Raw genomic sequence first — 18,467 nt, forward strand, 5'->3', positions numbered from 1 at the left:
CCCGGCCTGCCGCACGCCCGTGACGCCGGCACGGCCGCCCGGCCGAGCCACTGGTCGTCGATCGCCCCTGGCAGCGGCCTGCCTCGCGCACTCGGCTACTCTGCCGTAGCCGCGCGCCCGGGGGGTGCCGCCGGGGAGAGGCGATCATGGAGCACGACAGCGCGGTCAGGACATCCACGGGGCGAGCGTGCCCCGCGTGCGGGCAGCCGCTCGACGCATCCGACGAGCGGTTCACCGTGTGGTGCGCCGCCTGCGACTGGAACGTGGACCCGGCCGTCCCGGACCCCGAGCCCGGCCGGATCGCCGCGGTGCGCCGGCGGTTGGCGCGCCGGCACGGCGAGGAACTCGCCGCCACCATGTCCGGCGGCGACCCCGGTCCGGCGCGCGGCGACGCGGCGTCGCTGCTCGCCCTGGGGATCGCGCTGCTGGTGCACGGCCTGACCCTGATGCTGGCGGTCGCGGGGGTGCTGCTGATCGCCCTGGGGTGGGAGACCGTGGTCCAGCCGGTCGCGGGCGTCGTCCTGCTGGTGGTGGCCTTCGTGCTGCGGCCGCGGTTCGGCCGACTGCCCCGGCACGGGCCGGCGCTCCGCCGGGCCGACGCGCCCCGGCTGTTCGAGCTGATCGACGAGGTGGCCGGGGTCACGGGTACGACCGGGGTGCACGCCGTGGTGATCGACGGCGCCTTCAACGCCGCGGTGACCTCGTACGGGCCGCGCCAGCGCCGCGTGCTGATCCTGGGGCTCGGGCTGTGGGAAGTACTCGCACCGCAGGAGCGCGTCGCCCTGCTCGGCCACGAACTGGGGCACTTCGCGGGCGGCGACGTCCGGCACGGCCTGGCCATCGGACAGGCGCTGCGCACCCTGGTCCTCTGGCTGGACACGCTGGCCCCCAGCCGGGCGCACTCGGTGTGGGACAGCCTGTTCAACGTCGTGACGTACCTCCCGCGGTGCGCGGCGTACGGCCTGCTCCTCCTGCTGGACCGGTTGACGCTGCGCGCCGCGCAGCGCGCCGAGTACCGGGCGGACCTGGGTGCGGCGCGGGCCGGTTCGACGGCGGGCGCGGTGGGGCTGATGGAACGGCTGCTCGTCGCGGGGTCGGTCGAGGACGCGCTGCGCCGGGAGCGGGTGAACGCCCAGATGAAGGGGGGCGCCGCCGGGCGGGAGGTCCGGGAGGCGACCGAGCGGGAACTCTGGGAGCGGATCGCCGTCCACGCGTCCTCCGTACCGGCCCGTGAGTACGAGCGGCTGCTCCGGGTCGCCGCACGGCGCGGGCACGGCGTCGACGACACGCATCCGCCGACGCACCTGCGGCGCCACTGCCTGGCGCTCGGCGATCCGCTCCCGGCGCGGGTGGACTACGACGACGCGCGGGCCGCCGCGGTGGCCGCGGAGCTCGCTCCGGCGCGCGCGGTGGTGGCGCGCCTGATCGTCCGCGGCGACGCGTACTGACCCGACGGTCCGCCGGGCGCCCGGCCTCGTCCCGGGCCCACGCCTAGGCGGACAGTTCGTGTTCGATCGCGTCCGTCAGGAGCTGCCGGGCGTGGTCCAGCGGCAGCGAACCGCTGAGCCAGCGGACGCTGAGGCCCTCCAGGAGCGCGGTGAGCCGCTCCGCCGCGGCCGCGTGCGCGGGCGCCGTGCCCAGGGGGCGGGCGTGGGCCAGTAGGTCCGCGATCTCGTGGACCCAGGTGTGCGTGGCCTTGGCGACGTCCTCGCGCAGCTCGGGGTCGAAGACGGCGCTGGCCCGCAGCTCCCCCCAGGCCGTGCTGTTCTCGCGCACCTCGGGGGTGTCCTGGAGCTCCAGGAGCAGGACCTGCGTCAGCTCCGTACGGGGATCCTCCGGGTCCTGCCCGGGATCGCGCTCGGCGGTGTAGCGGTCGGCGCGGTCGCTGATGAACTCCAGGGTCCGGCGGAGGATCCCCGCGCGATCGGTGAAGTGGTAGTAGATCAGCGAGGTGGACACGCCGGCTTCGGCGGCCAACTCTCCCACGCGCAGCCCGCGCACGCCGCGTCGCGCGATCACTCGCGTGGCGGCCCTGAGTATCTCTGTTCGACGGTCTGACACGAGGGATCACTCTACCCGTGGCCGGATCCATAACTCCTTGGCCAGAAGCATTGACTGAATTTTCAGTTCGGAGGAGGATGCGGGACACATCACCGTTACGTTCTTCCCCACCCTCCCTTCCGCTTCCGGCTGACTGAATATTCAAACAGGAGAGATCATGACGCGTTTCCGGATGCCTGCCGAGTGGACCCCGCATGAGCGCTGCCTGATGGCTTGGCCCACCCGGCAGGATCTGTGGGGTGCGGTCTTCGACACCGTCAAGTACGAATACGCCCAGGTCGCGACCGCTATTGCCGCCTTCGAGCCGGTCACCATGGTGGCCCTGCCCGGCAGCGGGGCCGAGGCCCGGGAGCTCTGCGGCGCAGGAGTGGACGTGATCGAGCTCCCCCTGGACGACTCCTGGTTCCGCGATTCCGGGCCGGTCTTCGTGCTCGGGCCCGCCGGGGAGCGGGCTGGCGTCGACTTCCGCTTCAACGCCTGGGGCGGCAAGCACCACCCGTACGACACCGATGACAAGATCTCCGCGGCCCTGCTGGACCACCTCGGCGTGGAGCGCGTCGACTCGCGGATGATCCTCGAAGGCGGCTCCATCACCGTGGACGGCGAAGGAACGCTGATCACCACCGAGCAGTGCCTGCTCCACCCGAACCGCAATCCGGGGATGAGCAAGCAGGAGATCGAAGCGGAGCTGATCGCCCGCCTCGGCGTCACCAAGGTCATCTGGCTGCCGTACGGCGGGCTGCTGGACACCGAGACCGACGGCCACGTGGACGGCGTCTGCGCCTTCGTCGCCCCCGGCAAGGTGCTGGTCCAGCTCCCGGACGACCCCACCCACCCCGACTACGAGCGGATGCGCGCGAACCGCGCCGTGCTGGAGACCGCCACCGATGCCGCGGGCCGCAGGCTGGAGATCCTGGACCTGCCGCAGAGCGCCTTCGTCCAGGTGGACGGCAAGGAGACCGAGGTCGGCTACCTGAACTTCTACATCGCCAACGGCGGCGTGGTGGTCCCCGTCGCCGGCCTGCCCGGGGACGAGGACGCGCTCGCCGTCATCGCCGCCGCCCTGCCCGGCCGCAAGGTGGTCGGCGTCCGCACGCGGGTGATCGCCTACGGCGGCGGTGGTGTCCACTGCATCACTCAGCAGGTACCGTCGGCGGTCCCCCTCCCCGCCTGACCTGCTCCTCCCTCCCCCGCGTCCGGGCCCGCACGCCTGCGGCCCGCAGCGCGCCCAACCGTCGGCCCAGCCGCCACCTCCCCCGTTGAGCATGGAAGAGAGAGCACCGATGTCCCGGTCCCGACCCCTGCCCCGGTCCAGCGCCCGCAGGTTCCCGCGCAGCCGCTCCGCGCTCCCCATCGCGGCGCTCGCCGCGCTCGCCCTCGTCACCGCCTGTTCGGGTCCGCCGAAGAACGGCGGCGCCGCGGCGGCCGCCCCGTACAAGCTCTCCGCCGGCACGCCGGCCGCCGCCGGACCGCTGGACTCCTTCACCTGGGCCGTGTACGCCGAGCCGCCCACGCTGGACTACATCTCGGCCTTCGACTACCCGCAGAACACGATCCTGTCGAACGTCTGCGAGAGCCTGATGCGGTGGACCCCGCAGCTCACCACGGCCCCGGGGCTGGCCGAGAAGGCCACCAACCCCGATCCGAAGACCTGGGTGTACGACCTGCGCGCCGGGGTGCACTTCCACGACGGCGGGGTGATGAGCGCCGACGACGTCGTGTTCAGCCTCGGCCGTCAGATGAACCCGGACAACGGCGCGGCCTGGAACAGCGAGTTCGTCAACGTCGAGAGCGTGACCAAGACCGGTCCGCTCCAGGTGACGGTCAAGCTCAAGCAGCCCGACGCCATGTTCCCGCAGTACATGGCCACCGCCGCCGGCGTCGTGGCCTCCCGCGCCGGGGTGGAGAAGGCGGGCAAGGACTACGGCACCTCCGGCAGCCTGGACTGCACCGGCCCCTTCAAGCTGGGCACCTGGAACAAGGGCCAGTCGATCGAGCTCCAGCGCTTCGACGGCTACTGGGGCACCAAGGCCAAGTCGGCCAAGGCCGTCTTCACCTTCCTCACCGACCCGTCCGCCCGGACGAACGCGCTGCTGAACGGCGAGGCGGACGGCGGCTACCTGATCCCCACCGAGAGCTACGACCGACTGAGCAAGAGCGGGGCCGGGACGCTCTACTTCGGCGAGGGCCTCAGCACGGTCAACGTCAACATGACCAACATGAAGGGAGCGCTCGGCGACGTCCGCGTCCGGCGCGCGCTCTCCCTGGCCCTGGACCGCCCCGGCTTCGTCAAGGCGGGCCTCGGCGGCGCGGGCACCCCCACCTCCTCGCTCACCACCAAGGCCGTCTGGGCCGCGGCCCCCGAGAAGGTCCGCGACTCCGCCTTCGCCGGCCTCCCCTCGCCCGACCAGAACGTCGAGGCCGCGAAGCGGCTGATCGAGGAGGCGGGCGCCACCGGCAAGACGGTGGTCATGGCCACGAGCTCGATCGGGCAGGACGTCTCGCTGCTGGCGACCGCGGTCCAGGACGCGGGCACCCGGATCGGGCTGAAGGTCCAGCTCAAGACGATCGCCCCGAACGCCTTCACCGCGCTGTTCACCGACCCCGCGGCGCGCGAGGGCATCGACATGTTCCCCGAGACGTACTACGACTCCGTCACCGACCCGATGGACCTGCTGAGCAACTTCCAGACCGGGGCCTACCAGAACTACGCGGGCTACAGCGACCCGGCCTACGACGCCCTCGTCGACAAGGCCAAGTCCCTCTACGACCCGGCCGAGCGCATGACGACCGCCGCCGAGCTGCAGAAGAAGGCGGCCGACCAGCTGCTGTGGATCCCCGTCGCCGAGTGGCCCACCGCGGTCTTCCTCAACAAGCGGATCACCGGGGCGCCGACCACCATCTCCTACCTCTACTACCCGTGGGCGGCCGACGTCGGGGCGGCCGCGCGATGAGCTTCCTCAGATTCGCCGCACGACGGCTGGCCGAAATGGCGGCCACGCTGCTCTGCGCCTCCTTCGTGATCTTCGGCGCCATGTACCTGGCACCGGGCAACCCGGCCAGCTTCCTGCTGGGCGGTCGCTCGGCCTCCCCGGAGACGCTGAAGGCGATCAACGCGCAGTACCACCTGGACGACCCGTTCGCCGAGCAGTACGTCCGCTGGCTCGGCCAGGTGCTGCACGGCGACTTCGGCCGCTCGATCACCTACCGCACGGACGTGTCCCGACTGCTGGCCGACCGGCTGCCCAACACCCTGCTGCTGATCTCCATGGCACTGGTGCTCGTCGTGGTCCTCGGGCTGCTGCTCGGCTGGATCGGCGCGGTGCGCGGCGGTGGCGCCGACGCGACGATCCTGGTCACGACCACCTTCGCCATCGGCACCCCGTCGTTCGTCGCGGCGGTCCTGCTCCAGGGCCTGTTCGCGGTGAAGCTGCACTGGTTCCCCACCGGAGGCAGCGGCGACGGCCCGCTCGACATGCTCTGGCACCTGACGCTGCCCGCGATCGCGCTCGCCCTCTACCTGATCGGCATGCTCGCCCGCGTCACCCGCGCCTCGATGCTCGACGTGCTCGGGCAGGAGCACGTCACGGTCGCCCGCAGCCGCGGCGTGTCCGAGGGGCAGGTCATCCGGCGGCACGTGTTCCGCAACGCCCTGGGCACCGTGCTCACCACCGGCGGGCTCATCGTCTCCACCCTGCTCGTCTGCACCGTCCTGGTGGAGACGGCGTTCAGCGTGGGCGGCATCGGCCAGCTCCTCGAACTCTCCACCACCACCAAGGACTTCCCCACCGTGCAGGCCATCTCCCTCATCATGGTCGGGCTGTTCATGACGGTGAACCTCCTCGTCGACCTGATCCACCCGCTGGTCGATCCCCGGGTCTCCCTCGGTCCCGGGAGGTCCGCCGCATGACCACCACCTTGATCCGCCGCCCGGGCCTGGCCCGGATCCGGACCAGCCGGGCCCCGCTCTCCCTGCTCTGCCTGGGCTTCGTCGCCGTCGTCGTCTGCCTCGCGGTGCTCGCCCCCTGGATCGCCCCGTACGACCCCAACGCCGTCGACCTGGGCAACGCCCTCGCCGGCCCCTCCGCCGACCACCTCCTCGGGGTGGACGCGTCCGGTCGCGACACCTTCTCGCGGCTGGTGCTGGGGGCCCGTACCTCGCTCCTCGGACCGCTCGGGGTGGTCTTCTTCTCCACCGTCGTGGGCGTCGCCATCGGTACGGCCGCCGCCTGGCGCGGGGGCTGGCTGGACTCCGTCCTGTCCCGCAGCACCGAGCTGGTCTTCGCCTTCCCGGGCATGCTGCTGGCCATCCTGATCGTCTCGGTCTACGGCGAGGGGCTGCTCGCCCCCGTCATCGCCCTGGCCATCGCCTACCTCCCCTACGTCAGCCGGCTCACCCGTTCCCTCGTGCTCGCGGAACGCACCCGGCCGTACGTGGAGGCCTATCAGGTGCAGGGCCACTCGGGGCTCCAGATCTGTCTGCGCCACGTCGTCCCCGCCGTCGCGCCGGTGGTCCTCGCGCAGTCGACGGTCAACTTCGGCTACGCCCTCATCGACCTCGCCGGCCTCTCCTTCCTGGGACTGGGCGTGCCCGCCCTCACCCCCGACTGGGGCCGCATGGTCTTCGACGGCAACCCGGCCATCCAGTCCGGCTACCCGCTCTCCGCGATCATCCCCTGCGTGACCATCGTGCTGACGGTGGTCGCCTTCAACGTCGTCGGCGAGCGCTGGGCCGACAAGGTCGCCAGGAGGGACCGATGAACACCCTCGACATCCAGGGGCTGCGGCTGCACCTGCCGAACACCGCGAGGCCGGTGCTCGACGGCGTCGACCTGACCGTGGGCGTACGCGAGACCGTGGCCCTGGTCGGCGAGTCCGGCTCCGGCAAGACGCTCACCTCGCGCAGCGTGCTGCGGCTGCTGCCCCCGGGCGCCCGCACGGAAGGGTCCGTGCGCGTCGTCGGCGACGACGTCCTCACGATGTCCTCCGGCAGGCTGCGCGCCCTGCGCACCAGCACGGTGGCGATGATCTTCCAGGACCCGCGGGCCGCCATCAACCCGATGCGCCGCGTCGGCGACTTCCTGACCGAGAGCCTGCGGCTCACCGCCAGGATGCCCAAGCGGGCCGCCGAGGAGCGGGCGGTCACGATGCTGGACGCCGTCGGCCTCACGGCCGACCTGATGCGCAAGTACCCCGGCCAACTCTCCGGCGGCATGCTGCAACGGGTCATGATCGCGGCCGCTCTGATGGGCGACCCGGCGCTGATCCTCGCCGACGAACCGACCACCGCCCTCGACGTCACCTCCCAGGCCGAAGTCGTCTCGCTCCTGGGCGACCTGCGCGAACGCTTCGGGACGGGGCTGCTCTTCGTCACCCACGACCTCGGGCTCGCCGCCGCGATCAGCGACCGGGTCTACGTGATGTACGCGGGCCGGATCGTGGAGACCGGACCCGCGGAGGCACTGTTCGCCTCGCCCCGCCACCCGTACACGGCGGCGCTGCTCGACTCCACCCCGCGCCTGGACGCACCGCAGGGGCGGCTCGCCGCCATCGAGGGCCGGCCGCCCGGTCTGCGCGAGGAGCTGACCGGTTGCCCCTTCGCCGCGCGCTGCGCGTACGCCACCGAGGTGTGCACCGAGCGGGCGCCGGCCCTGCTGCCGGTCGCCGGTGAGCCGGACCGCGGCACGTCCTGCCACCACAGCGAGCAGCTCGCGGGAAAGGTCGGTCATGGCTGAGACGGTGGTGGAGGTGGTGACGGCGGCGCAGGGCGCCGCGGCACCCGACCCGAAAGGAGAGCCGCCGATGAGCGGGAACACCGACGGACACGTCCTGGAGGTCGTGGACCTGCGCCGGGCCTACGGGGGCGTGCAGGCCGTGGACGACGTGTCGTTCACCCTGGCCGCGGGCCGGTCGCTGGGCATCGTCGGGGAATCGGGGTCGGGCAAGACGACGACCGCCCGGATCGTCGTGGGCCTGGAGCGTGCGGACGGCGGGCGCGTGCTGATCAACGGCCGGGACCGCGGCGGCCACCGGCGCGGCGCGGCCGCCCGGCTGGCCCGGGCCCGCGAGGTGCAGATGGTCTTCCAGGACCCCTTCCTCTCCCTCGATCCGCGCACCACCGTGGGCGGTGCGCTCCGCGAGACCCTGCGGTTGCACTTCCCCGGTACGGACCACGCACGGCGGATCGCCGAACTGTTGGAGCAGGTCGGCCTCGGCGCGCGGGAGGCGGACGCGTTGCCCCGGCAGCTGTCCGGTGGACAGCGCCAACGGGTGGCCATCGCCCGGGCGCTGGCCGTCGAACCGGCCGTCCTCGTCCTCGACGAGGCGGTGGCCGCGCTGGACGTGTCGGTGCAGGCGCAGATCCTCAACCTGCTCTTCGACATCCGCGCGGAGACCGGGATCGGGTACCTGTTCATCACGCACGACCTGGGCGTGGTGCGCTGCGTGACCGACGACGTCATCGTGATGCGTCGCGGCCGGATCGTCGAGGCGGGTCCGACGGCGCAGGTGCTCGCCGACCCCCAGCACCCCTACACGCGGCTGCTGTTGGAGTCCGTCCCCCGGCCCGGCTGGGATCCGCGGCGGATCGCGGCGGCCCGGCGCGCCTTGTGAGGGGCGCGCGCTAAGGAGGGCGGCGTTCGGGGGGCTTGGTCGTGGGCTGGGTCGTGGGCTCGGTCGTGGGGCTGCCGTCAGGGGCGCAGGGCCACCGCGGTCAGGCCGTCGACCAGTGCCCGTACGGCCGCCTCGGCCTCGACCCGGGAGTCCAGTGACTGGATCGCGGCCAGGCCGTCGGCCGCGGCGGCGAGCGCCGTGCCGAGCGGAACCGGGTCGACGCCGCCGCCGTGCTCCTCGGAGAGCACCCGGAACAGTCGGACGAAGCAGTCCCGCCACCGCTGGTACTCGGCGTCCAGGGCGACCCGGACCCGCTCGTCGTTCAGCGCGAACCAGTGGAGCGCGGAGTGCAGCCGGGAGAGGTCCGGGCCCTCCGGCCGGTTCAACCGTACGACGACCCGCTCGGCGCGCTCGGCGAAGGAGCCGGGGGCGTCGACCGCGAGCTCCATCGGGGTGATCCACTCGCCCCGGATGTCTTCGACGACCGCGACGATCAGGTCGGTGCGGTCGTGGAAGTGGTAGTGGCACATCCCGTGCGAGATCCCGCAGAGCGCGGCGACGTTGCGGGTGCTGAAGCGTGCGAACCCCTCGCCCGCGAGGAGGGTCCGGGCCGCGGCGATCAGTTTCGCGCGGGTCTGCGCGCCCTTCGCCGAGGTGCGGGACCTGCTGGTCTTCGCGTCGGCCGGGCGGGGTTCGGGCGTACCGGGGTGATCGTCCTGAGCTGCTGCTGCCACGCGGTCACTGTAACGACTGCGGGTGCGCGGCACGGGTTTGGCGATCAACTGGGGCCGTGATCCTCGCCGTTTCCGGCCGGGATGCTCCTCTTCATCATGGTTCGTCATGCACGTATCCAAAATTATTGACCGAGCGCTCGGTCAGTAATACGTTCCCGCCCATCGGCGGAGCGCGATCCGCCCAGGCTGACCGGAGGTCAGAAATGAACGACCACGCTGGAACGCAGGAAGGGCCCGGGGCGACCCGGGGAACCTCCCGTCGGACGCTGGACCGCAGGGGCTTCCTGACCGCGGCCGGCCTCACGGCCGCCGGGGCCGCGCTGGCCGCGGTCGGCGGGGAGGCCTTCGCGGCCGTCCGTCCCGCACTCCGGGGCAACGCCGTCGCGGGAGCCTCCGCCGCCGGGGGCTTCGCCGTCCCGATCGACACCGTCCGGCACACCCGGACCTGGATGGCCTGGCCCGACAGCTCGGCCATCTGGGGCCGTTCGCTCTCCGGCGTCCAGGCGAACATCGCACTGATCGCCAAGACCGTCGCGAAGTACGAGCCCGTGATCATGTGCGCCAACTCCGCCTCCGCCGCGAAGGCCCGCAGCGCCTGCGGATCGGCCGTCACCGTGATCACCACGATCCCCGTCGACGACTGCTGGATGCGCGACAGCGGTCCGGTGTTCCGCACCAACGGCGCGGGCGGCCTCGACGCGGTGGGCCTGAACTTCAACGGCTGGGGCAACCAGCAGACCCACGCCAAGGACGCCCTCGTCGCCGGTCGGATCGCGGCCTACGTCGGAGCCTCCTTCAGCACGGCCGCCTTCATCGGCGAGGGCGGCGCGGTCGAGACCGACGGCGCGGGCACGCTCATGGCCACGCGCAGCAGCATCATCAACCCGGACCGCAATCCGAACCTCTCCCAGGCCCAGATCGAGGCGGCCATGTGCAGCGCCTTCGGCGCCTCGAAGGTCGTCTGGTTCAAGGGGGTGCTCGGCCGGGACATCACCGACGACCACGTCGACGCCACTTCGCGCTTCCTCGCGGAGGGGGCCGGGCTGGTCCAGATGCCGTTGGCGAGCGACACCGACGCCTGGTCGAACGACGCGCGCCAGCAGTACCAGATCCTCTCCTCCACCACCAACGCCCAGGGCCACCCGGTCGCGGTCACCAAGCTCCAGGGCCCCGACTACAACAAGATCCGGTCCACCAACCCCGACTTCGTGGGCGCCTACGCCAACTACTACGTGTGCAACGGCGCCGTCATAGCGCCCCAGTTCGGCGACAGCGGCGCGGACGCCGCGGCCAAGACCACCCTCCAGCGCGCCTTCCCCGGCCGGGTCGTCGAGCAGCTGAACATCGACAGCCTCGGCGGGGGCGGCGGCGGGATCCACTGCGTCACCCAGCAGCAGCCCGTCCCGTAACCCTCCCCCCCTCCTCCCCCTCCTGCCTTCTCCCCTCCTCCCCCTCCTCCCTTCTCTTGCGAAGGCCCCCCGGCGAACCGTCGGGGGGCCTTCGCGCGTGTCACTCCGGATCGTTCCGGAGGCTCGTCCCGCGCTCCCGCCACTACCTTGTCGACGGCGTCCGCCAGAGAGACCAGCCCGGAGCCCGGGGAGCAGCGATGCAGCCGAACGCCACCGCCACCGCCGTCGCAACCGCCGTCGCCGGAAGCCGGCCGCCCGCCTCCGACCGTGCCCCCGCCCCCGCGCTGGTGGCCCTGGAGCGCGAGGTGCTCCGGCGGGTGGGTTGCGGGCTGCGGGACGACGAGATCGCCGCCGCCCTCGCCATCCCCGAGCACGCCGTGGCCGGGCACCTGGCGCGGATCCTGGTCAAGTGCGGGCTGCGCGACCGGGCCGCCGCCATCGTCCACGCCTTCGACCGCGGCCTGGTCCTTCCCGGCCTCGGTCCCCGTACCCGGACGGTCGGCGCGGCGGCACGGGGAGCACGGCCGGGCGGCGCCCGGGCGGTCGGACCGAGGGTGCGGATCTGCGTACTCGGCCCCTTGCAGGCCTGGCACGACGGACGGCCGCTGGACCTGGGACACCTGCGCCAACAAGCCGTGCTGGCGGCGCTGGCCCTGTGCGCCGGGCGGACCCTGAGCCAGCGGGAACTGCGCGACGGCGTCTGGGGGACGGAGCCGCCGGTCACGAACGTGGTGCCGGTGTACGTCTACCGGCTGCGCAAGACCCTGCGCCTCGGGGGCGACCCCCCGGGCCGGGAGGACCTCGACGGCCCCGACGGCCCGGACCCGGTCATCGCGCACGACCGGGGCGGCTACCGGCTGGTCCCGGGCGCGGTCGACGTGGACGTCGTCCGCATGGAGGAACTGGTCGCGGAGGTCGAGGCGGCGGACCGTGCGGGCGAACCGGCCGAGGCGGTACGCCTGTGCTCCCGGGCGCTGGACCTCTTCCGCGGCGAGCCCCTGGCCGGCCTGCCCGGGCCGCTCGCTGAGCTGGAGCGGCTGCGGCTCACCGAGCGCCGGATCGCGCTCGCGCAGCGCAAGTCGCAGTGGCAGCAGCGGCTGGGCCGGCACTCCGAGGCCATCGCCGAGCTGTTCGCCCTGTCCGCGGCGCATCCGCTCGACGAACCGGTGGCCGCGATGCTGATGCGCGCGCTGTACCGCACCGGCCGACGGGCCGATGCGGTGACCGCGTTCGACCGCACCCGCCGCCGGCTGGCCGAGGACCTCGGAGTTCCGCCGAGCCGGATGCTGCGGCGGACCTACGAGTCGATCCTGCGCGGGGACGAGGTCGCCCTCGCCCCCACCAGGTCCCTGCGCTGAACGGTCGGGCGCCGAACGGTCAGGCGGCGAAGGCCCGTTCCAGCCTGGGGATCAGGTCCCGCAGGTCCTGCTCCCAACAGCCCGCGTTGTGGCCGCCGTTGCACTGGGTGCCCCACGCGGAACCGTCGCCGTAGTCGACGTAGTAGTAGGGAATGCCCCGGGCGTCCAGGGCCTCCTTGGCGTGCTTGGCCGCGCCCTCGACCCAGAACTCCAGATCGCCGGGCGAACCGCCGCCGTTGCCGACGTAGATGGAGACCCCGACTCCGGCGAGCCTGTCCATGTGCTGGCCGGGATCGACCTCGTTGAACCGCCAGTCGGCGTTGAAGATGGGGTAGGGCGAGCCGAAAGCGGCGTCACTGTCGACACCGGGCTCGTAGGCGACGAGGGAGGCGACGACGGCCAACCGCAGGTCCATGGACTTCACCGACAGGTCGATGTCACCCGACAGGGAAGCGGTCTGGGCGAACAGGTCGGGCCGGACCTGGGCGTAGTGCAGGGCCCCGAACCCGCCCATGGAGACGCCCGCGACGGCGCGCGACTTCTTGGCGGCGATGGTGCGCAGGTTCGCGTCGATGAAGGGGATCACCTGCTTGAGGTGGAAGTTCTCCCAGTTCTGAGCACCGGCCGCGGTCCGCTGGTTGAGCCAGTTGGCGTACCAACCGCGGGCACCGCCGTCCGGGATGACGGTGATCATCTCGTTCGAGGTGGTCAGCGCCGGATAGTTCTGCTGGATCGGGTCGTCGGGCGAACCGTGCAGGAAGTACAGCACCGGGTAGCGCTTGGCCGGGGCGTCGTAGTAACCGCTCGGCAGGATGATCTTGATGTGGTGCTTGCCCGAGACCTCGGGCGTGGTCACGGTGATGTAGAAGTTGGTGGCGCCGCCGACCGTGGTGTCGACCTGGGTCAGGCCGAAGCCGTCCGTCATCCTCGGCGGCTCGGCGCCGTCGGCGGCCTGCGCCGTTCCCGCCGGCACCGCCCATCCCACCACCGCGACCATCAGGGCCACCCACAGGCGCCATCGGATCGATGTCCTCGTCACAGCACGCTCCTTCGTGAGATCGTTCGTGTTCAGTTCAGGACCTTGATCTCCAGCTCCGGCGAGGCCGCGATGTCGTCCTCGGTGAAGCGTTCGGTCACCCACCGGCCCGCCGAGAAGAGCTTGGTCTGGTCCGCGTAGTGCGGTGAGTTCGGGTTGGCCGACTGTGAGTACGCCAGTACCGAGGACGCCCGCGGCGGCCCGTCGGCGGTGAAGCTCACCTGCTGGATGAAGCTGGACCCGAAGGTGATGTCGAGCTTTCCGTCGACCCGGCCGGGGGTGACCACGTTCAGCACGCCCACCTCCGATATCGAGCCGTGGATCGGGATCGACTCGCCGTTGCGGGTGATCTTCTGGACGTCCGACAGCGGCGCGTTCAGCGCAATTCCCGCATTGCGCAGCGCGAGGACCGCGCGACCGAAGGCGTCACGGACGGCGGAGCTTCCGGAATCGAGCGAATTCGGCGTGTGCACCGGGTCCTTGGGGTCGAAGGGGACCCGCCACGGCAGCTTCTCGATCGACTGGCCGTTCAGCAGAAACGCCCAGTAGTTCTCGAACAGCCACGAACCCCGGCTGCCCGCCGTGAAGTCGTGGTCCTTCCAGGCCGCCAGGATCGGACACGCCTCGCTGACGTTGACGAGGTTGCCGTCCACCAGGACGAGCCCGAAGGGGAGACCCTGGCACATCCGCACCGTGGCGTCGAGGGCCAGGTCGGCCGCCCTGCTGTTGTCGGCGAAGAGCAGCTGCCGCATGTTCTCCGGCGTGAAGCCCCTGCCGGGCAGGCCGTCGGTGCCGTTGATCCGGTTCTGCGCGGTCAGGATCAGCTCCTGGGTGCGCAGCGAACGCGGCGCCGCCGTGTCGCCCATCACCCGGGGGAAGGCCAGCGGTTGCTCCGGATTGGCCAGCCAGGCGCTGTCGTTGGCGTTGCCCACGAAGTCGGACCGGATCAGGCGCGGCTGCTTGTGCGGGTCCAGCAGCCCCGGCGCCACCGCGTTCGGGTCGTCGGGCCAGGCGCAGGCGCCGCGCTTGCCGTCGAAGATCGAGACGGGCGGTACGTTCGGCAGCCGTAGCACCTGGTTGAACAGGAGCTTCCCGGTCTCGGTGAGGCACGACTGCGCGTGCGCGTCGGTGATGTTCGGGGTGGCCTGGATGTCCGCGTAGAGCGCCTTGCCCTTGCGGTCGGCGGCGACGGTGTTGAAGAAGGGGACGCCCTCGGTGGTCTCCAGCGTGTTCACCACCTCGCCCACGTCCTTGGCCTGGTCGAGGTGGAACCAGGTGTTCAGCGCCCGCAGGTTGCCCATGTTCGCGTCGCGCACCGCGTGCGCGCTGACCACCCAGGGCAGCGGGGTGCCCAGGATGGAGGTGGTGATCGGGCCGTACCGGGTGGACCACAGGGTCCTGGTGACCTTGCCGAGGGAGCCGTCCGCCTTCAGCACGTCGACGCCGACCTGCTGCGAGGTCATCGACTGCCAGGCGCCGTCGACCAGGTACTTCGTCGGGTTGAACGGGTCGACCTGTACGTCGAACAGCCCGAAGGGCGCCACCGTGGCGACCGTGTGGCTCCAGGCGACGTCGTCGTTGTGCCCGATGTTCACCGCGGGGAAGCCGAGCAGGCTGGCCCCGGAGACGTTCAGCTGCCCCGGGATCGTCAGCTGGCTCTGCCACATCCGGTTCTTGCCCTGCCAGGGGAAGTGCGGGTTGGCCAGCAGCATGGCGGTGCCCCCGGACACCCCCTGCGAACCGACCGCCAGGGCGTTGCTCCCCATGCTCTGCTGCCGGCTGACGGCCAGCGCGTCGCGGATCTTCGTCGCGGTCTCCTCGGGCGAGGAGGCCCGCGGCGCGGCGGCCGCGGCCCCCGCTCCCGGCGGCGCCGCGTTCACCTCGCCGTCCAGCAGGGGGTCGGCGCTGCCCATGATGATCTCGGCGTGCGCGTGCCGGTAGACGTCCAACTCCGTGATCGGTCGCACCCAGGCCGCCCCGCGGCAGGCCGGGTCGGAGATGTTGTCCACCCCGGTCTCGGCCAGGTACCGGTTGTACCCCTGGACGTAACCGCGGATGGCCTCCTTGACCTCGGGCTCCGGACCGTCGGGGGCGGGCCGGTCGATCTGCCGCTCCACCACGCGGTCGTCGTTGATCCGCTGGAAGTACAGGTCGCTGTTGAGGTTGGTGGTGACGTTCTGGTTCTCGCCGGGACTCGCCCGGCCGTCCGGGCCCAGGTAGCGGGACCGCTGGGCGTTGACCATCAGGTAGGTGCCGGCCAGCGTGCAGATGTTGTCCTTGGCCGCCGCGTAGCCGTACCCCGTGCCCAGCCCCGTCCAGTTCGAGGCGACGATGTGCGGGATCCCGTACTCGGTGTACCGGATCGTCGGCTTGTCCGGCCCCGCCGCCCGCGCGTGCCCGGCAGCCGGTGAGCCCGCGGCCGCCATCGTGCTCATCACCGCTACCGCGACCGCGGCCGCCACCGGCAGCCTCGCCCTGAATCTCCGCGCCATCGAGCCGTCCTTCCCCTGCGCTGCGCACTCCCGTCCGAACGCGGCCACGCTAAGGAGGCACGATGAAATCCCGATGACACCGGCGCTCGCGGGGAGAGGGAGGGGGGCCGGAGGGGAGGAGAGCGGGGCCGGTCAGAGGGGAGTCGGGCCGGGCGTGCCCGCGGCGCCGGTCGCGAGGGTGGCGTAGAAGCGGTACCGGTCGGCGCGGTACACGGAGCGGTTGTACTCGCAGGGGCGGTCGCTCTGATCGAAGGTCAGCTGCTCGGTGTGGAGCACCGGCGCGCCCTCGGGGAGGTCGAGGAGCCCCGCCTCCTCGGGCGGCACGAGGGAGGCGTGGACGGCGTACCGTGCGCGCCGGGGGGTGACGCCGCGCCGGGTCAGTTCCGTGAAGAGCGAGGCCGTGGTGAAGTCGACCCCGGCCAGGCCCGCGGCCCGCTCCGCCGGCACCAGGCTCACCGAGTGGCACATGACGAGGTCGCTGAACATCCGCACCCGGTCGAGCTCGAAGACGTCCGCCCCGGGCAGGATCCCCATCCGCTCCGCCTCCTCGAAGCCGGCCGGCCGCATGCGGGCGGCGAGCACCCGGGCGGTCGGGGTGAAGCCCAGGGAACGACCGTAGTCCTGGAGCCCGCCCACCGAGTCGGAGGTGTGGTCGAAGGTCGGCGCGGTAGCGGCGGCGGCCGCCGTGACGTGCCATCCCGCGCGTTCCGCCGAGCCGACCAGCCCCTCGCCCTCCAGCGCGCGCAGGGCCTTGCGCAGCGTGGCGCGGCTGACGCCGAGGCGCTCGCACAGGTAGCGCTCGGCGGGCAAGCGCGAACCCGCCGGGAACGACCCGTCGGCGATGGCGGCGGCGAGGGAGTCCTTGGCCTGCGCATGGACGGCACGGGAGCCGTCGCGGACCACGGGGCTCAGGTCGATGGGCTGGTTCACGGGTTCAGTATTCAGCAACGGGGGCCCGGTACCGCTTTCCCGGAACGCCCAAAAATAGACCAGAAGGATGAGGCGGGAGCTCGCTCCGCAGTACTTTCGCCCTTCCCTTCGCAGGCCTTCGCCCCCTCGGCCAGGTGCACCAAGACACCTGAATTCCAGCGAACGTCCCTCCTGCGCTCGACGCGAGCCCCCCGCAGACCCCGTTGGTCTAGTTTTGGTACACAACTGGTGCGCATAAGAGGATGGAAGAGGTCCGTCACATGAGTACGACGACCGTCGCCGCGCAGGCTCCGGGCCGGAGGCGCGGCTCCGGCCTGATCAAGGGCATGCAGAAGATCGGCCGGAGCCTGCAACTGCCGGTGGCGGCACTACCCGCCGCCGGCATCATGGTCCGCCTCGGCCAACCGGACGTGTTCGGCGCGAACGGCCTCGGATGGGGCAAGGTCGCGCAGGTCTTCAACAACGCGGGTGGCGCGCTGATGGGCGCCCTGCCGTTGTTGTTCTGCGTCGGCGTGGCCATCGGATACGCGAAGAAGGCCGACGGCTCCACCGCGTTCGCGGCGCTGGCCGGCTACCTCGTGTTCGCGAAGGTGCTGGAAGCCTTCCCCAGCACGATCACCGGCAAGCCGCAGGACCCGGGCGTCCTCGGCGGCATCGTGATCGGACTCGCTGCCGCCGTCCTGTGGCAGCGGTACCACCGCACCCGGCTCCCCGATTGGCTCGGCTTCTTCAGCGGCCGCCGCCTCATCCCGATCCTCATGTCCTTCGCCGGCCTGCTGATGGCCGTCGCCTTCGGTGCGCTCTGGGGGCCCGTCGGCCAGGGCCTCAACGCGTTCGCGGGCTGGCTCTCCGACAACGGCGCCATCGGGTCGGGCGTCTTCGGCTTCATCAACCGCATGCTCATCCCCATCGGCATGCACATGCTGCTGAACACCTACGGCTGGTTCCAGTTCGGCACCTACACCGACCCGTCGACCGGCGCCGCCGTCCACGGCGACATCGCCCGCTTCCTGGCCGGCGACCCCTCGGCCGGCATGTGGATGACCGGCTTCTACCCGATCATGATGTTCGCGCTGCCCGCGGCCGGCCTGGCCATCGCGCACTGCGCCCGCCCCGAGAACCGCAAGGTCGTCACCGGCATGATGGTCTCCATCGGCCTCACCGCGATGATCACCGGCGTGACGGAGCCGCTCGAATTCTCCTTCATGTTCATCGCCCCGGCGCTCTACGCCATCCACGCCGTCCTCACCGGCCTGTCGATGTTCCTCACGATGGCGCTCGGGGTGAAGGCGGGGTTCACCTTCTCGGCCGGCCTGTTCGACTTCGCACTGAACTGGACGCACGCCACGAAGCCCTGGCTGATCATCCCCTTGGGCCTCTGCTTCGCGGCCGTCTACTACGTGGTCTTCCGCCTCGTCATCACCAAGTTCGACCTCCCCACACCCGGACGCGAACCCCAGGAGGACCCCACCGACGACCAGGCCCGGGAAACGGCCCGGTCATGACGGCGACGACCACCGACCCCGTGTCCCGGCGCCCCGGAGACATCAGCCTGGCGACGGGCAAGCTCCGTCGGGACGCACGACGCCGGCTCGTCGTCGGCGAGGTGGTCCGTCGCGGCCACGTCGACACCGCCGACCTGGTCCGGCGCCTCGCCGTCAGCCGCATGACGGTCCACCGCGACCTGCGCGACCTCGCCGCACAGGGCAGCCTCCACCGCGTCCGCGGCGGAGCCGTGGCACCCCGCACCACCATGTGAGCGCGCTCCCCACGTACAACAACAGAGCCGGTCAAAGCGACATCGTGTCGCTTTGACCGGCTCCATTCGGTCACTT

The 18,467-nt window shown here is 71.7% G+C and carries 16 protein-coding genes; 11 read left to right on the plus strand and 5 right to left on the minus strand.

Translation table 11 applies throughout. The annotated features are described in order from the left end of the window. Positions 1-146: 146 nt before the first annotated feature. Positions 147-1,448: a M48 family metalloprotease gene (locus ACIQWR_RS15280; protein ID WP_404008839.1), complete on the plus strand. Its 1,302-nt coding sequence runs from the start codon at positions 147-149 to the stop codon at positions 1,446-1,448. A 43-nt stretch (positions 1,449-1,491) separates the two neighbouring features. Here the strand turns inward: ACIQWR_RS15280 and ACIQWR_RS15285 are convergent, their stop codons facing one another. Continuing rightward, complete coding sequence (locus ACIQWR_RS15285; RefSeq protein ID WP_354380808.1) at positions 1,492-2,061, minus strand: TetR/AcrR family transcriptional regulator; 570 nt, start codon at positions 2,059-2,061, stop codon at positions 1,492-1,494. A 157-nt stretch (positions 2,062-2,218) separates the two neighbouring features. Here ACIQWR_RS15285 and ACIQWR_RS15290 point away from each other — a divergent pair, with 157 nt between their 5' ends. The 6 genes from ACIQWR_RS15290 (at position 2,219) to ACIQWR_RS15315 (ending at position 8,673) form a co-directional block, all read left to right on the plus strand. Further along, complete coding sequence (locus tag ACIQWR_RS15290; RefSeq protein ID WP_404008842.1) at positions 2,219-3,235, plus strand: agmatine/peptidylarginine deiminase; 1,017 nt, start codon at positions 2,219-2,221, stop codon at positions 3,233-3,235. 109 nt (positions 3,236-3,344) lie between these two features. After that, positions 3,345-5,015 (plus strand): ABC transporter substrate-binding protein, encoded by a 1,671-nt coding sequence (locus ACIQWR_RS15295; RefSeq protein ID WP_404008845.1) that lies wholly within the window; start codon positions 3,345-3,347, stop codon positions 5,013-5,015. Beyond that, positions 5,012-5,971: an ABC transporter permease gene (locus ACIQWR_RS15300; RefSeq protein WP_404008847.1), complete on the plus strand. Its 960-nt coding sequence runs from the start codon at positions 5,012-5,014 to the stop codon at positions 5,969-5,971. The genes ACIQWR_RS15295 and ACIQWR_RS15300 overlap by 4 nt, the downstream gene beginning before the upstream one ends. Further along, positions 5,968-6,822, plus strand: coding sequence for an ABC transporter permease (locus ACIQWR_RS15305; protein WP_404008850.1), 855 nt, complete (start codon positions 5,968-5,970; stop codon positions 6,820-6,822). The genes ACIQWR_RS15300 and ACIQWR_RS15305 overlap by 4 nt, the downstream gene beginning before the upstream one ends. Further along, complete coding sequence (locus ACIQWR_RS15310; RefSeq protein WP_404008856.1) at positions 6,819-7,796, plus strand: ABC transporter ATP-binding protein; 978 nt, start codon at positions 6,819-6,821, stop codon at positions 7,794-7,796. Before ACIQWR_RS15305 ends, ACIQWR_RS15310 begins: the two co-directional genes overlap by 4 nt. 67 nt (positions 7,797-7,863) lie before the next feature. Then, positions 7,864-8,673: an ABC transporter ATP-binding protein gene (locus ACIQWR_RS15315; protein ID WP_404009367.1), complete on the plus strand. Its 810-nt coding sequence runs from the start codon at positions 7,864-7,866 to the stop codon at positions 8,671-8,673. A gap of 77 nt (positions 8,674-8,750) precedes the next feature. Here ACIQWR_RS15315 and ACIQWR_RS15320 read toward each other — a convergent pair whose 3' ends face one another. Next, on the minus strand, positions 8,751-9,407 hold the full coding sequence (locus ACIQWR_RS15320) for a TetR/AcrR family transcriptional regulator (RefSeq protein ID WP_404008859.1): 657 nt from the start codon (positions 9,405-9,407) through the stop codon (positions 8,751-8,753). A gap of 203 nt (positions 9,408-9,610) precedes the next feature. Between ACIQWR_RS15320 and ACIQWR_RS15325 the strand changes: the two genes are divergently transcribed. Both ACIQWR_RS15325 and ACIQWR_RS15330 read left to right on the plus strand, forming a co-directional pair. After that, positions 9,611-10,816, plus strand: a complete 1,206-nt coding sequence (locus ACIQWR_RS15325) for an agmatine/peptidylarginine deiminase (RefSeq protein WP_404008862.1) — start codon at positions 9,611-9,613, stop codon at positions 10,814-10,816. 197 nt (positions 10,817-11,013) lie between these two features. After that, entirely contained in the window at positions 11,014-12,174 is a 1,161-nt protein-coding gene (locus tag ACIQWR_RS15330) for a BTAD domain-containing putative transcriptional regulator (RefSeq protein WP_404008865.1), read from the plus strand. Positions 12,175-12,193: 19 nt separating this feature from the next. Here the strand turns inward: ACIQWR_RS15330 and ACIQWR_RS15335 are convergent, their stop codons facing one another. The 3 genes from ACIQWR_RS15335 to ACIQWR_RS15345 all read right to left on the minus strand — a co-directional run bounded on the left by ACIQWR_RS15335 (position 12,194) and on the right by ACIQWR_RS15345 (position 16,632). After that, positions 12,194-13,213: an alpha/beta hydrolase gene (locus tag ACIQWR_RS15335; RefSeq protein ID WP_404008868.1), complete on the minus strand. Its 1,020-nt coding sequence runs from the start codon at positions 13,211-13,213 to the stop codon at positions 12,194-12,196. 29 nt (positions 13,214-13,242) lie between these two features. Continuing rightward, positions 13,243-15,702 (minus strand): penicillin acylase family protein, encoded by a 2,460-nt coding sequence (locus ACIQWR_RS15340; RefSeq protein ID WP_404008871.1) that lies wholly within the window; start codon positions 15,700-15,702, stop codon positions 13,243-13,245. Between the two features lie 132 nt (positions 15,703-15,834). Continuing rightward, positions 15,835-16,632, minus strand: coding sequence for a GntR family transcriptional regulator (locus ACIQWR_RS15345; protein WP_404008873.1), 798 nt, complete (start codon positions 16,630-16,632; stop codon positions 15,835-15,837). 260 nt (positions 16,633-16,892) lie between these two features. On the opposite strand from ACIQWR_RS15345, the gene ACIQWR_RS15350 reads away from it, so the two are divergent. Together ACIQWR_RS15350 and ACIQWR_RS15355 are read left to right on the plus strand one after the other, a co-directional pair. Beyond that, positions 16,893-18,137 carry a PTS transporter subunit EIIC gene (locus ACIQWR_RS15350; RefSeq protein WP_404008876.1) on the plus strand — a complete coding sequence of 415 codons (1,245 nt, stop codon included), beginning with the start codon at positions 16,893-16,895 and terminating at the stop codon, positions 18,135-18,137. Next, the gene (locus ACIQWR_RS15355; protein ID WP_404008879.1) at positions 18,134-18,391 is read left to right on the plus strand and encodes a DeoR family transcriptional regulator; all 258 of its coding nucleotides are present in this window, start codon (positions 18,134-18,136) and stop codon (positions 18,389-18,391) included. Before ACIQWR_RS15350 ends, ACIQWR_RS15355 begins: the two co-directional genes overlap by 4 nt. Positions 18,392-18,467: the final 76 nt, after the last annotated feature.

Source organism: Streptomyces sp. NPDC098789 (assembly GCF_044759975.1).
In the GTDB taxonomy this organism is placed as follows: domain Bacteria; phylum Actinomycetota; class Actinomycetes; order Streptomycetales; family Streptomycetaceae; genus Streptomyces.